The following is a 15118-nucleotide window of genomic DNA, read 5'->3' as shown; positions in this document are numbered from 1 at the left end:
CAAGAGACCCTTGAAGCTTAAAGCTTTTGGGGTCTCTTTATTTTTTAGGAAGCTAACTTATAAAAGGAGTGATTATGAATGAACAGAACCTTTTGGAAAGAAGCCGTTGTCTACCAAATCTATCCCCGCAGCTTTCAAGATAGCAATGGTGACGGGATTGGAGATCTGCAAGGAATCATTTCACGTCTGGATTATTTGCAAAAGCTAGGTGTCGACGTAGTTTGGCTGTCACCTGTATATAAATCGCCAAATGACGATAACGGTTATGACATCAGCGATTATCAAGATATTATGGATGAGTTCGGCACATTGCAGGATTGGGAAGAATTACTGACTGGATTGCACGCCCGTGGCATAAAACTGATGATGGACCTTGTAATCAATCATTCCTCAGATGAGCATCCTTGGTTCGTAGAATCCCGTTCTTCAAAAGATAATCCATATCGTGATTACTACATTTGGCGTCCGGGTGGACCAGATGGTGAGCGCCCCAACAATTGGAGTTCTGTATTCAGCGGCCCGGCTTGGGAACTGGATGAAACTACTGGTGAATACTATCTGCATCTGTTTTCGCGCAAGCAACCGGATCTCAACTGGGAGAATCCGCAGCTGCGTGAGGAGTTATACAAGATGATCACCTTCTGGCTCGACAAGGGTGTGGATGGTCTACGAATGGATGTAATCAATATGATTTCCAAAGTGGAAGGTCTCCCTTCCTCCCATAGAGACGGCCTCGCTCCCGGGGAACTTGCCTGGGGTGGCGAATATTATATGAATGGACCACGTGTTCATGAGTTTTTACATGAAATGAATGACAAAGTGTTATCCAACTATAACATTATGACTGTCGGCGAAACTCCTGGCGCTACAGTTGAAGATGCTATTCTTTACACGGACGAGGAACGCAAAGAGCTGCAAATGGTGTTCCAGTTCGAGCATATGGATGTGGACTCGGGTCCTGACGGCAAATGGGACGTAGCCCCGTGGACGTTGTCGAAGCTGCGCGATATTCTTCATAAATGGCAAGTGGGTCTGGCGGATAAGGGTTGGAATAGTCTTTATCTTAACAATCATGACCAGCCACGTATGGTCTCAAGATTCGGGGATGATGGTAAGTATCGCGTGATCTCTGCCAAAATGCTCGCTACCTTACTGCACACGCTGAAAGGGACGCCCTATATTTATCAAGGCGAAGAAATCGGGATGACCAATGTAAAGTTCACAGCCATTGAACATTATAAAGACATAGAAATCCTCAATATGTATCGCGAAAAGGTTACCGAAGGCGGCGCTGATCCTAACAGCGTTCTAAACGCTATTCATATCAAAGGCCGTGATAATGCGCGCACTCCGATGCAATGGGATGATTCTGCGAATGCCGGCTTTACTGAAGGGGAGCCGTGGCTCAAAGTTAATCCGAACTACAAGGAAATTAACGTGGAGCAGGCGCTGGCTGATTCGGATTCTATCTTTTATTATTACCAAAGGCTGCTTGCTTTGCGCAAAAAAAATCCGATCATGGCTTATGGCGAATACAAGCTACTTTTGCCAGAGCATGAGGACATATATGCCTATACGCGTACTCTGGATGACGAGAAGTGGCTGGTGCTGCTCAATTTCAATGAGGTTCCACAGACTGTTGATCTTTCCGCAGAGCTAAGTAAGGCTACGGAACTTATTATTGGAAATTACCCTGATGATGCACCCACACGGGAATTATTACGACCTTATGAAGCAAGAGTGTATCGATTGAAAGACTAACTTTGTCTATCTTCCTGAGTTATACTATTTAGGATGATTTTTTATGAGATTATCCTTCTGCCTGCTACCTGTCATTAGAGAGCACGGAATAACAGGATTTTGCAAATGCAGCCTGATAGTATGAACTTAAAGGGAGATGACGGACTTGGAATGGCTTATCCGCATGAAAGAAGCTTTAGATTATATGGAGAGCAAGATGGAGGAATCTGTGACGATTGAAGAAATCGCCAAGGTTGCTTACTCCTCCCCCTTTCATTTCCAGCGCATGTTCAATATGCTTACCGGAGTATCTATTAAAGACTATATCCGTAAGCGCAGATTAACTCTGGCTGCACAGGAGCTTGCTATTTCTAAAGTTAAAGTGCTAGATGTTGCACTGAAATACGGATATGACTCGCCCGAGTCGTTTGCCAAAGCATTCCGCAAGGCACATGGAATTACTCCTTCTGCTGCGCGGGAGTCAGGGGTACAGCTCAAGGCTTTCCCTAGACTCTCCTTCCATCTATCACTGAAGGGAGATAAAGAAATGGACTACAGAATTGAGAAAAGAGACGCCTTTAATGTTATCGGACTAGTAGAGGAAATGACAACGAAAGATGGGGAGAATCTGCGCCGCATCCCTCAGTTGTGGATAGAAGCTAATGAAAATGGTACGTCGGATAAGCTGATTGAGCTCGGTGGAGATAAGGATTTATTAGGCATCTGCTCTGACATGAACCATGATAAAGAAACCTTCTCCTATTGGATCGCTGTCGAAGCTACTCCAGAGACTGATGCACAGGGCTTTGCTTCTACAACAATCCCAGCTGCAAGTTGGGCTGTGTTCACCTCAGTAGGGCCGATGCCTGATGCTATCCAGCAGGTATGGGCACGCATTTTCCAAGAGTGGTTCCCTTCCACAGGCTACGAGCATACAGGCGGGCCTGAGTTTGAGCTATATCTTCCGGGGAGACCAGACGCAGAGGACTATCGCTGTGAGATATGGATCCCTGTTACGAAAAAAGAATAGAACTAGAAAGACTATCGAAACCTCGATAGTCTTTTTTCTTGTGATTGCCTACTATTTCATTTTGAGAATTGGCATAGTCTTGGTATAATAAATAGATTATATAGTTCTATAATGATTATTGATTATTGTCATCCGAATTATCGGTGAAGGAGAATTTCATGTCTACTGTAAAAATATTTTCAGACAGCACTTCCGATTTACCTCAAAACTGGAAGGATACTTATGACATCGGCATCGTTCCTCTTTATGTAGTATTTGAAGAAGGTACCTACAAAGATGGTGAAGATATTACACCCGAGGAAGTGTATCGCCGTGTAGCCGCTAGTGGAGTATTGCCGAAAACGGCAGCACCTTCGCCAGCAGATTTCATTGCTGCATTTCAACCCGTGATTAGTAGCGGACAAGATATTGTATATATCAGTCTCTCCTCCTCACTATCCTCTACATATCAGAATGCACTTTTGGCTGCCGGGGAATTTCCTGAGGGACGCGTACAGGTCATAGATTCGCAAACCTTGTGCGGAGGCATTGCCCTCCTTGTTATGAAGGCTGTCAGAGCTGCTGAAAAAGGCCACACTGCCGTAGAGATTGCAGCCATGCTGGAGCACAGCCGCAACCTTGTGGAAACTGAATTCGTTGTGGATACGCTAGATTACTTATATATGGGTGGACGCTGTTCAGGCATGCAGAACTTCATCGGTAGTCTACTCAAAATCCGTCCTGTTCTTAGACTGGTAGATGGAAGCATCATACCTACTAGCAAAATCCGTGGCAAAAAGGAAAAAGCTGTGGAACAAATGCTCCAGAACGCTTTGGTTCACATCGATCGAATGGATAAAGAGTTGCTCATCGTTGTCCATACCTTGGCGGAAGAAGATGCACTCTATCTGGAGTCAGCACTACGAGAGAAAACTCAAGTTAATGAAATAGCAATTCTCCATGCTGGTTGTGTAATTGGCAGCCATTGTGGGCCGCATACTGTAGGTCTCATGTATATGCTTCAGGACTAATAACACACAAATCTCCGGCCATTGCTTCTTAAGCAAATGGACCGGAGATTTGTGTGTAACCCCCCTAGTTTGAAGTTACTTCCAGCTCTATATCTTCTGCTCTGCAAGGCAGCATAAAACGAAACGTAGAACCTTGATTCTCTTCACTTTCTACAAAGATCGTCCCACCCATCAGCTCAACGAGCTGCTTGCAAATCGCCAGTCCCAAACCTGTGCCTCCATATTTACGGTTTATGGACGGATGCAGCTGTGAGAAAGATTGAAACAACAGATTGAGTTTGTTACCGGCAATTCCTACACCTGTATCCCGCACTGAAAATTCCAACAAAAATTCTTGTTCATCAGATAGTGGAATGTTCTTCACCGATAGGGTCACGCTCCCACGTTCAGTGAATTTCAGCGCATTGCCTACCAGATTCACGACAATCTGCCGCAAGCGGATCGGATCAGCAATGATTATGGTTGGAACGCTAGTATCCATCCACCACCGTAATGCCAGCTTCTTCTCTTCCGCTTTCGGTGCAAATAAATCAATGACGTCTGAGATCATTTCGCGGAGATCAAACTTCTCGGATTGCAGTGACATTTTACCTGCTTCCATTTTGCTGAAATCAAGAATGTCATTCAAGATCTGCAATAACGTATAACTACTGCTGCGTAAAATCTCGGCATAACCTCGCTGCTCTTCTCCAAGCTCAGTATCCAACAATAGATCAGCCATTCCGATCATCCCGTTCATCGGCGTCCGAATTTCATGGCTCATCATCATTAAGAAATCAGATTTGGCTTGCGCTGCCTGCTCTGCTGATTCTTTGGCACGAATGATTTCTCGCTCATTCGTAATATCACTGAAGGCAATAACCGCACCTGCGATCAGCCCTTCATCAATAAGAGGTGCCACCCGGTAATTAACAAAAAAACTGGTGCCATCCTTACGCCAGAAGATCTCATCATCTTTTTTACGGATGATTCCATCCTCTATCGTAAGACTAATCTGGCAATCAGGCGTCGAATAGCGCGAACCGTCACCTTGGATATGATGGATATAATCCATAAGCTTCAGACCCATCAATTCTGTAGGTTGATAGCCTAGCATATCTGCTGCCTCACGGTTAATAAAAAGAGTTCGCCCCGTTGTATCGAGCACAAAGATTCCCGCAGAGACAGAATTCAGAATGAGACTCGATTGTTGATCCTTCACAGCTACTATTGAGGTATCTTTGGAGCTTACCTCCGCTTCTCCCTTGGCAGGTATTTCAGTGTCCAAGGTGTCTGCCAATTCATCCAACCAGTCTTGTAACAATTCCGCATGTAAAAGAGCGCTTCCGTTAGCTACTTTGGTAATCGCGAATACCCCGGCGATCCCTTCTTCCGTTCTGATCGGTAAAAGTTTAACGCCTACGCAATTCGAGCCTTTTTTGGGATTCTCTAAATCTTGTAGCTCAAAGCTTGAGGAGTTCCCCTGCAGAGCAGCCTCAAAACTAGCAATATTGCCAAGTTTTTTTCTCTTTGCTGATATCGGACTTGTATTTTGAAACTGCGCTTCTGCGCCGGAGCCTAGATGGAACGTTAGGTTGGTTCCTACGCAGCGACCTTGTCTATCCAGAACGAATATCAAATCAGGATGATGGTCATATAACGATTTATAAGCGCTCTCTTCCGAAAGCAACCGTCTCAGAATGGACGTCCAGTCTTTATCCACAGTTCACATCCCCTCAGGCTCTCTCATCCATTATCATTACCCCTAAACGGGCAATGTTCATCTAAAATTTAAAATATATTTCATATCTATTATATCAAAATTACGGAAATCAGTCGTAGATAAACGTCAAATCCCCCCTTTATAACCCCAATCACGATGCTTTTTCATCGTTACAAAAGGGTTATAAAAGGGTTATAAAAGGGTTATAAAAGGGTTATAAAAGGGGGGAATTCCGAAGCTATTAGGCGATATCTTTATGTTCAATGTTGCGAATGGCCATATAGGCAATGGCTGCTCCTAGCAAACCAAGTGAGATCGACACCGCCGCTAAATTACCTAAACGCGCTTGATCAAATCCCCCAGAAATTAGGGAGGTAACTAACACAGCTGAGACGATGGTGGCCGGGACTGATTTCTTCTTCATCCCAAAGTACAATGGAATTAGAGCGATACCCGCGGCATAAAATGCGTTTGCGCCTAACTTAATCAGCTCTGATGTGATTACATGAAGGGTCAGTTCACCCGGAATTAGCCCTGCAAAGGAATTGAATCCTATTAGGATAGCGCCGACTACAATGTCTGCCACGATAATGGCAACAAATGTGAAGGCGAACACTATCAATATTTTCGCAGTCATTAGCTTTTTACGTGAGATAGGATACATGAAGAGAAGAGTAATGGTGTTGTTCTTATACTCATCAATCACCAGCTTGCTAATAATAACCGAAGCGAAAATAATATAAGCAGCCTTTACAAAAACGAACACACCCTCAAACAACTCTGCATAAGAAGCAAACGACGGTTCGCTCTCATTTTGATCAACGAATAAAACCATAATCATAAAAGCAAGAATCGCAAGATTAACGATTGCAGCACCTGTAAGAAGCGTTTTTAGCTTATTCTTCCGAATCTCCAAAGATATTAATTTAAGCAATGCTTTCACCCCCAATCAATTGCAGAAAATGATCTTCCAGCGTATGTTGTTTTTTGCTGATACTCTCAATTTCCACATCTGCTAGCACTAACGCCTTATTCAGATCACGCTGTGAGATTCCATCGTCATATATTCTTACTGTAATATGGTCCAGCACTTTGAAATTATTAAGCCCAAGCTTATGCTCCAACACATACACTGCTTTATTAATCTCGTTCGTAACCACTTCGATATATTCAGTATTTTGGCCACGAATGGAATCCATCGCCACTTCTTCTACCAGAGCACCCTGCCGGATCACACCGATCGTATCAGCAATCTGCTCTATTTCCCCCAGAATATGACTAGATACAAGTAACGTCATTCCATATTCACGGCTAAGCATCCGGAACACTTCACGCATCTCCTTGATTCCCACAGGATCAAGCCCGTTAATCGGCTCATCCAAAATGAGCAGCTCAGGTTTCGTCATGAAGGCTCTGGCAATACCCAGTCGTTGCTTCATCCCAAGTGAAAATTGCTTCACCGGCTTTTTATCGACACCTGTGAGCTTTACGAGCTCCAGCGCTTCACCAATCGCTTGCGGATCATAATAGCCCATGTACTCTCCGTGCAAAATCAGATTTTCCTTGGCTGTCAATTTATCATAAAACACGGGATATTCAATGATGCAGCCCATCCGCTTCAGCATTTCGTAAGAATGCTCTGTCATTTTTTCATTAAAAAATTCAATTTCTCCACTCGTAGGTTTAACGAGGTTCGTGACCATTTTCATCACGGTAGTTTTGCCAGCACCATTGGGTCCAAGAAACCCGTAAATTTCACCTTGCTTAATATTCATATTCACATTGCTTACGACTTCTTTACCTTGATAGGTTTTCGTTAAATTTCTTGTCCGAAGTATTGTAGTCAATTCCGCGCTCCCCTTTGTTTTCGTCTCGTCTTCCTTAGTTCTTATTGTACACAGCAGAATTTTCTTTTTTATTACTCGTTTCTTACGAAAATCTTAAGCTGCGCACAATTCTATTCCTTAGAAGCGTAATCTGCGAAAAGAAAGGGTAAACACCGTTCTCACATACGGCTGACTAACCAGTGTAATCGTTCCATTCATTTGCTCCGTTAATCTTTTGGTGATCGTCAGACCTAGACCGCTGCCTTGATAAGCCCGGTTTCTTGAATCCTCCAGCGTATACAGACGCTCAAATACTTTATCTTGGTGTACTTCACTAATGCCCTTTCCCCGGTCCCACACCTCTATGTATACTTTGTTCTCATCACTATAGAGCTTTAATCCTAATACGCCCCCCGCGTCGCCATAAGAAATTGCGTTCGACAACAGATTGGACAATATTCGATCAAGAGCCTCTTCATTTCCCATGAAGTAAACAGCCCCATCCGGAATCTCAATCTCCACCTCACTGCCCTTAGCACTGAGGATATCATAGAAAGAAAGGATGTTGCGTCTGCATACTTCACCTGCCTCAACTCGCGAAAGAGCAACTTCCCGATCTCCTGATTCCAGCTTGGACAAATCAAAAAACTTGTTCATCAGCTGGATCACTTCATTGGCTTTTTGATGAATCATCTTCATCATCCGTTCCCGTTCCTCAGCCGGCAAATGCTCATCCTGCTGAATGGTCTCAATATAACCAAGCACAACCGTTAGCGGAGTCTTAAGATCATGAGAAATATTAGACAGCATATTACGCATGGATTTCTCCAGCCTCACACGCTCAATGCTTCCTTTATGATTGATATCCAGCAGCCGGTTCAGGTCAATCAGCACGTTTTGCAGCTCCAAATTACCGCTGAACAGCAGCAATCTTTCATGTGAGCCTTCTTCCATAATGCTGCTTAACTTGTCATGCATATATCGCAAATCATTAGAAGCTTTACGCGAATTCTGATATTGCCACACAATGACGGCCAGTAAGAGCACAATGACAATACCTAGCACCGCAATCATTATAGCTGTTCTCCCAGCTTATACCCGATGCCCCATAACGTCTTAATGTATTCGGGATGGGAGGGGTCGTCTTCTATTTTTTCACGCAATCTTCTCATATGTACATTAATGACGTTCTCATCCCCGAAATAATCATCCTCCCATACGCTCGCATAAATCTGCGCTTTGGTAAATACTCGGCCCGGATGTGTCACAAACAGCTTAAGAATATGAAATTCCTTCGACGTTAGCTTTACTTCTTCCCCATTCTTCAACGCAGAGAAGTTATCTAAATCTACAGTCAATCGGCCAATGGAGATCATTTGCTTCACCGGAGCTTGATCTTCCACTTGGATACTGGGAGATGCATAACCTGCACGACGGATCGCTGCCTTCACCCTAGCCGCTAGCTCAATCATAGAAAAGGGCTTCGTAATATAATCATCTGCCCCAAAGCCTAACCCAAGCGCTTTATCTACATCACTGTCTTTGGCGGACATGATCAACACTGGAACCAGACTCCCCGCACGGATAGTCTGAAGAATGTCAGTCCCGCTACGCTTCGGCAGCATAAGGTCTAACAGTACAAGATCAAATGGACCCCCGGTCCGAAATGTTCTCTCCGCTACTTCACCGTCAAATACAGCTTCAATCTCATAACCTTCTTTTACCAAATAAGACCTGACCATTTCACTGATTGCTTCGTCGTCCTCAATCAGCAGCACACGCTGTGGCATGTCCAAACCTCCCCGTAGTCGAAAACCTCTTCGTTAAATTATACCAATTTCCCGGAGCGCTTACTATTTCAGTTTTTATTTCAGTTTCATTAAAGGTAGCCCAGGTATTATGGCCTTAACAACTTACAAAAAGAGGTGATGCTTCAATGTTGAACAAGAGAAGTAAACAAGCCTGGAGCTTCAAACGAAAACTGCTGATCGTCATGATCATTGTCCTCCTGCTTCTCGGCACAGTGATATATAGTCTGGCAGATCGTTACTTAATCGAACATGTCGAAGTCGTGGTTGCGGATGATGCAGCTACAACTAGCAGCTCAGGAGCTACAGCCGTTACAGCTGCCGAAGTTAATGCAACCTCTGATGACTGGAATTACTCCAGCGATGATATTCAGATCCAGGTCGATCAAGTGCAGACCGGTTCCGGATCAGACCAAATCACTTATTTTGTCGCTGATGTCGTCCTCAAGGAAGCGAGCAGCCTGCGCACTGCCTTTGCCGACAACAGCTTTGGAACAAACATCACTGAGGATACCTCGGACATTGCTTCCGCGAACAATGCGATATTTGCCATCAACGGGGATTACTATGGCTTCCGCAATGACGGAGTGATTATCCGTAACGGCACGGTGTATCGTGATGATCCTGTGCGGGATGCAATGGCGCTGTTCGATGATGGGACAATGCAAACCTATAACGAGGAAGAGATTTCTTCCTCTGAACTGCTGGCGCAAGGGGCCACCGATACCCTTTCCTTTGGTCCGATTCTGATTCAGGACGGGGAGATTGCCAGTAGTTTCAGCAATGTCAAAATCGATACCAACTTCGGCAACCATTCCATCCAGAATGCGAATCCCCGCACCGCAGTTGGTATGATCGCACCAAACCATTATGTGTTTGTCGTAGTTGACGGGCGCAATGAAGGGTACAGCCGTGGGATGACCCTTACTGAGCTAGCCGATGTAATGTCCGACCTTGGCGCCACAGAAGCCTACAATCTGGACGGCGGTGGTTCATCCACTATGTACTTCATGGGACGGGTCGTAAATAATCCGCAGGGCAAAAACAAGGAGCGGGGCGTCAGCGACATTCTTTATATCAAGGAGGGTGCAACATCATGACTATACTGATCCCAGCCTATGAGCCAGATGAACGACTGCTCGATTTGATTTTACAGCTGCATAATTTCCAGCTTGAACCTATTGTTCTTGTGGATGACGGCAGCGGCCCGCACTACCGTGGAATCTTCGATATGGCCGAAGCATTCGGCTGCACTGTCCTAACCCATGAAGTCAACCTCGGAAAAGGACATGCTCTGAAGACAGGGTTCCAGTATATTCAGGAGGTTGGGATGCCGGACTATGTAGTCTGCGCGGATAGCGACGGCCAACATCTGCCTTATGATATTAGCCGAATTGTTGAATCTCTGCGGAACCAGACTACCCCGGGAATCGTACTCGGCAGCCGCCGTTTCACCGGAAGCATTCCACTGCGCAGCCGCTTCGGCAACTCGGTAACCCGGACGGTCTTTTCCTTAACTACAGGCACTAAGATTTATGATACACAGACTGGCTTGCGCGGCTACCCCATATCAATGCTTGATTGGCTATGCCATATTCCCGGTGAACGGTTTGAATATGAAATGAACATGCTGCTGACCGCCCATAAAGAGGGGTACACCATTACGGAAGAGTACATCGATACCGTCTATCTGGACGATAATAAATCATCCCATTTCCGGCCTCTGATGGACTCCTTCCGGATTTACCTGCCGATACTAATGTTCAGCACTTCTTCGCTGCTGTCTGCCCTGCTCGACTTCACACTCTTATTCCTGTTCCAGAGTCTCAGCCATAACCTATTCCTGTCCGTCGCGGCCGCGAGATTGTGCAGTTCTGTCTTCAACTATTCTATGAATCGAAAATATGTCTTCACGGGCAGCAAACGCTCCAAGATTCAGGCGTCGCTTCCCAAATATTTTGCGCTGGTGATCCTCGTGTTGTTGTTCAACTATGGGCTACTCTATTTCTATAATGAAAAGCTGATTATTCCGCTTGTCGCCGCCAAGCTACTGACCGAGGCTTCAATCTTCTTATTCAGCTATTGGGCGCAACGGAGGTTTGTGTACTGAGGGTTTGTGTATCGAGGGTTTGTGTACTGAGGGTTTAGGAACTCTGGGGAAGGTTACGTTCTCTGAACCGCTTATGCTCGTGTGGTGAGCAATCGGGAATTTGTGAAGCACTAATTGGACATTTGTGGAGTACTTTTCGAACACTTATGGAGTACTAATCGGATACTTGTGGAGTACTATGGGTACCTATGGAACTGCTCCTCGAACTCATATGGAGCTTCTATCGGATACCTATGGAACTGCTCCTCGAACTCATATGGAGCTTCTATTGGGCACCTATGGAACTGCTCCTCGAACTCATATGGAGCTTCTATTGGGCACCTATGGAACTGCTCCTCGAACTCATATGGAGCTTCTATTGGGCACCTATCGGACACAGATGACACTAATCGCAGTATTATTCCACTTTTGGTATGCTAACGGACCCCATAGCCGCTATTGGCAAGAAAGACACCACATATGAGCCTCTTTCTGTGGGATAGCGTCTGTGGGGTCCGAAACCCTGTTCAAAAGGCTGGAAATTTGCAAATAACGTCATCTGAGTCCGAATTCACCGAGAAGGGTACCGTTGATAGAATCGCATACAAAAAAAGCTAGTGCGTCCTTCCAATAATGTATGCAAAATCACATTATCTTTGCTCAGAAATTCAGAACGTCATACACTCATCTACTCTCCCATATATATAAATGGAACAGTCCCGGACGTTGTCGCGGAACCTTTGCAGCCTTGTCAGAATAGGTTGCAGCATAAGCCCAAGCTGGAGGGAGAGAAAGATTCATGCCAAGCGAAGAAATTAATGCGCTAGAGCGGGCAATTGCCGAGATTACGGAAATAGCCACTGGCTTCGGTTTAGATTTTTATCCCATGCGTTATGAAATATGCCCCGCAGATATCATTTATACATTCGGCGCTTATGGAATGCCTACACGATTTGGACACTGGAGTTTTGGAAAAACCTTTCATAAAATGAAATCCCAATACGATTTCGGACTGAGCAAAATATACGAGCTCGTTATTAACTCCAACCCTTGTTATGCCTTCCTGCTGGATGGAAATTCACTGATTCAGAATAAGCTGATTGTTGCCCACGTGCTAGCGCACTGTGATTTTTTCAAAAATAATATGCGTTTCTCCATGTCCAACCGAGATATGGTCGAGAGTATGTCAGCTACAGCAGATCGGATTGCCGGTTATTCTGTAACCTACGGAACTGATGCTGTGGAGAGCTTCATCGATTCAGTGCTGGCTATCCAAGAGCATATAGACCCCAGTCTGATCCAACCACGCAAGCTGGGCAAAACTCACCTGCTGGAAGCTAAGATGAAGGAGCTCAAAGATGCCCCTCCAGGTGGCTCGAAATCATCCAATCCTTATGACGAATTATGGAATCTAGATAAAAGCACTACCGGTCCGCAGGAAGCACCCTCTGGAAATCGTGCTTTCCCCCCAGAGCCAGAAAAAGATATGGTCTGGTTCATTCAGCAATATTCCACTGTTTTGGAGGATTGGCAACGTGACATTATGACGATGCTCCATGATGAAATGCTCTACTTCTGGCCACAGATGGAAACAAAGATCATGAACGAAGGCTGGGCTTCGGTCAGCTAAGGTGCTTACGCAAAAAGGCTCTCCATGAACGATATACATCGTTTTGGAGAGCTTTTTAATGGCCAATATTCTGGTACAATAAGAGGACAAACCCGATTGGAGGTGCCAGCCATGCAATGGGAAGAGGTTCGGAAGATTTACCCCAATCAATACGTCAAACTGCAAATTCTTGCATCACATACCGAAGGCAACACCAAGTATGTGGATGAAGTCGCACTGATTCGTGCTATTCAGGACCCGAAAGAAGCAACCAAAGAACTGCTTCAATCTAAGGATGGCGTGATTGTGTCACACACCGCAAACGATGAACTGAAGGTTGAGATTCGTACTCTTCGTGGCTTGCGGGGAGTAGTCCAGCATGAGAATTGATTACGTCGATGGACTGCTGCAAACGTCCCTAACCTTGATTTATAAAGGACAAGCTCTGACTATCGACAAACTTGTCATTGATACTGGGGCGTCTCACACCTTGTTATCCGCTGATGCTGTAGCTGATATTGGCGTTTTCTTTGAGAATGGAGATGAAATTATTACTGCGTTTGGCATTGGCGGGGAAGAAAGCTGCTTCCGCAAAGCATTCGATTCTATTTAGTTAGGTGACATTAGAATTGAGAATGTTAAGCTAGATGTTGGTTCGCTTCATGAGAAGCTTGCAATCAATGGCCTGCTGGGACTGGATCTGTTGATGAAAGCTAATATTGTGCTGGATTCGCAAATGAAAAAGATTAGGTTAAGGTACCTAATCTCTCTGCTTTGCTTGATTTAAATTCTGTAAACAAAATATTAATAAAGAATTAGTCCTTATCACTTGATCAGGTTATGAGTAAATTGAAGCACTTCTTCTAACCTTCTTAAAATACGTTTTTGTTCTTTAACTGGTGGAATTGGAATCGGCATATTTTGAAATTCATCGAATTTCAAACTGTCTACAGTTGTTACCTGCTTCCTATATTCCTTTAAAATATATACTTCCATCGCTTTTAGCGTGTAATAAACATACTCAACAAGTGAACTATCGTACAAAGTAAACGCCTTTAAATCCTGATTTATTGTACTATTTACTGTTAATATCGCGAGTGGAAGCTGCCTTTTTAATATCCCGCTTCTAACAACCATTAACAAAGTTCCAACTGGATAAACTGTCATCTCATTGGCAGCCTTTTGAGTTATATTCATTTCAGAGCTGTTAATATATTTACGTTTCATATCTTTAGATGTTACCCAAGGAAAATCCCCATTTTCCCAATAATCTGTTTTGGACATAGAAGGGGTTTTACCACTACTAAACCACCCTAAATCACGCAATCTTATCCACTTCCAACTATCAGGAATGTCAAACGGTATTTCATCCTCTGTGATTGCTGGCAGTGGTTTTTCCTTCTTAAGCTTGCCTTCCTTAATCAGCTTAACTTTTTCTTCTTGAATCTGCTGATATAGTGCTTCGGCAGTACCCTCGTCTACTAGTTGTTCGACCAATTTTCCTTGGATAGCATATTGCAAAATGGACTTCTGCATATCCTCTGAAAACTTCTTATTAAACACCTCTAATTTAGAATGGGCTTCACCATACTTTTCAACATAAGGTAGTAATTCTTCTATCTTGGCTACAATTCGCTTTTGTTCTTCAAGCGGGGGAATTGGTATAATCATTTTTTGTAAATGAGTAGGACCATAATGCTTTATTGTGCCTCCCGATTTCTGTTCATTGATTTGTTTCGCATAAAAACTCGATTTAATAAAATATTTAAAATAGTTTTTATTTATATTTCCATACATTTTAAATCTTATTTGACCAGTGTACGGTATAGAGCCAACTGTCTTCTCAGTCACTTCACATATTTTGTCCATAGATGCACTAGTGCTAATTAATATATCCCCTATATCTAGTTTATAATGATCCCATTTTCTTTCGACCATTTTAAAATCTAAATAATTGCATCCTTCTAAACTTAACTCCTCTCCTTGCATACCAGAAATTCTAATCAACGGAATACCAGAATCTCGAAAGTCGACAGCTAGAATACCTGGGCCTTCTTGAAAATATGACATTTCAGGAATCCTCATCCACTTCCAATTTTCAGGTATTTCAAATGGTATCTCATCTTCCGTAATTTCAGTCAGTGGTTTTTCCTTTTTAATTTTTCCTTCCTTAATTAGTTTTGCTTTTTCTACAAATATCTGTGGATAAAGTTCTTCGGCAGTTCCCTCTTCCCTTCTCTGTTCAACCAATTTCCCTTGAATCGCCAGCTGGAGAATGCTGTTTTTTAAATCCTGTGCATTCAC

13 protein-coding genes and 1 pseudogene are annotated in these 15118 nt (G+C 43.9%); 8 read left to right on the top strand and 6 right to left on the bottom strand.

Annotated features, from left to right (window positions below; translation table 11 throughout):
- Positions 1-78 precede the first annotated feature (78 nt).
- The 3 genes from NSQ66_RS08755 (at position 79) to NSQ66_RS08745 (ending at position 3780) form a co-directional block, all read left to right on the top strand.
- Positions 79-1761 carry an alpha-glucosidase gene (locus tag NSQ66_RS08755; protein ID WP_036684397.1) on the top strand — a complete coding sequence of 561 codons (1683 nt, stop codon included), beginning with the start codon at positions 79-81 and terminating at the stop codon, positions 1759-1761.
- 145 nt (positions 1762-1906) lie between these two features.
- On the top strand, positions 1907-2770 hold the full coding sequence (locus NSQ66_RS08750) for an AraC family transcriptional regulator (protein WP_170914210.1): 864 nt from the start codon (positions 1907-1909) through the stop codon (positions 2768-2770).
- Between the two features lie 158 nt (positions 2771-2928).
- Positions 2929-3780 carry a DegV family protein gene (locus tag NSQ66_RS08745; protein ID WP_038569572.1) on the top strand — a complete coding sequence of 284 codons (852 nt, stop codon included), beginning with the start codon at positions 2929-2931 and terminating at the stop codon, positions 3778-3780.
- Between the two features lie 64 nt (positions 3781-3844).
- Here NSQ66_RS08745 and NSQ66_RS08740 read toward each other — a convergent pair whose 3' ends face one another.
- From NSQ66_RS08740 to NSQ66_RS08720, 5 genes are all read right to left on the bottom strand, one after another.
- Positions 3845-5482 carry an ATP-binding protein gene (locus tag NSQ66_RS08740; RefSeq protein ID WP_051491336.1) on the bottom strand — a complete coding sequence of 546 codons (1638 nt, stop codon included), beginning with the start codon at positions 5480-5482 and terminating at the stop codon, positions 3845-3847.
- Positions 5483-5723: 241 nt separating this feature from the next.
- Positions 5724-6425, bottom strand: coding sequence for an ABC transporter permease (locus NSQ66_RS08735; protein WP_249267707.1), 702 nt, complete (start codon positions 6423-6425; stop codon positions 5724-5726).
- Complete coding sequence (locus tag NSQ66_RS08730; protein WP_036684408.1) at positions 6409-7329, bottom strand: ABC transporter ATP-binding protein; 921 nt, start codon at positions 7327-7329, stop codon at positions 6409-6411. The genes NSQ66_RS08735 and NSQ66_RS08730 overlap by 17 nt, the downstream gene beginning before the upstream one ends.
- A gap of 117 nt (positions 7330-7446) precedes the next feature.
- Positions 7447-8382 (bottom strand): sensor histidine kinase, encoded by a 936-nt coding sequence (locus NSQ66_RS08725; protein ID WP_036684411.1) that lies wholly within the window; start codon positions 8380-8382, stop codon positions 7447-7449.
- Positions 8382-9098 (bottom strand): response regulator transcription factor, encoded by a 717-nt coding sequence (locus NSQ66_RS08720; RefSeq protein ID WP_036684414.1) that lies wholly within the window; start codon positions 9096-9098, stop codon positions 8382-8384. The genes NSQ66_RS08725 and NSQ66_RS08720 overlap by 1 nt, the downstream gene beginning before the upstream one ends.
- A 146-nt stretch (positions 9099-9244) precedes the next feature.
- Here NSQ66_RS08720 and NSQ66_RS08715 point away from each other — a divergent pair, with 146 nt between their 5' ends.
- From NSQ66_RS08715 to NSQ66_RS08695, 5 genes and pseudogenes are all read left to right on the top strand, one after another.
- Entirely contained in the window at positions 9245-10216 is a 972-nt protein-coding gene (locus NSQ66_RS08715) for a phosphodiester glycosidase family protein (RefSeq protein WP_036684417.1), read from the top strand.
- Positions 10213-11226, top strand: a complete 1014-nt coding sequence (locus tag NSQ66_RS08710; RefSeq protein ID WP_036684419.1) for a bifunctional glycosyltransferase family 2/GtrA family protein — start codon at positions 10213-10215, stop codon at positions 11224-11226. Before NSQ66_RS08715 ends, NSQ66_RS08710 begins: the two co-directional genes overlap by 4 nt.
- Before the next feature lie 778 nt (positions 11227-12004).
- A pseudogene (locus NSQ66_RS08705) lies at positions 12005-12826 on the top strand (SpoVR family protein); the annotation flags it as partial.
- A 33-nt stretch (positions 12827-12859) separates the two neighbouring features.
- Positions 12860-13204: a hypothetical protein gene (locus NSQ66_RS08700; RefSeq protein WP_339279657.1), complete on the top strand. Its 345-nt coding sequence runs from the start codon at positions 12860-12862 to the stop codon at positions 13202-13204.
- A complete protein-coding gene (locus NSQ66_RS08695) occupies positions 13194-13427 on the top strand; it encodes a hypothetical protein (protein ID WP_081384380.1) in 234 nt (77 codons plus the stop codon). The genes NSQ66_RS08700 and NSQ66_RS08695 overlap by 11 nt, the downstream gene beginning before the upstream one ends.
- 212 nt (positions 13428-13639) lie before the next feature.
- Here the strand turns inward: NSQ66_RS08695 and NSQ66_RS08690 are convergent, their stop codons facing one another.
- Positions 13640-15118: a restriction endonuclease subunit S gene (locus NSQ66_RS08690; protein ID WP_076316678.1), complete on the bottom strand. Its 1479-nt coding sequence runs from the start codon at positions 15116-15118 to the stop codon at positions 13640-13642.

The sequence above is a fragment of the Paenibacillus sp. FSL H3-0329 genome (assembly GCF_037963285.1).
GTDB lineage: Bacteria > Bacillota > Bacilli > Paenibacillales > Paenibacillaceae > Paenibacillus_AQ > Paenibacillus_AQ odorifer.
The sequence above is the reverse complement of the archived record's forward strand: the minus strand, read 5'-3'. Positions and strand labels throughout refer to the sequence as shown.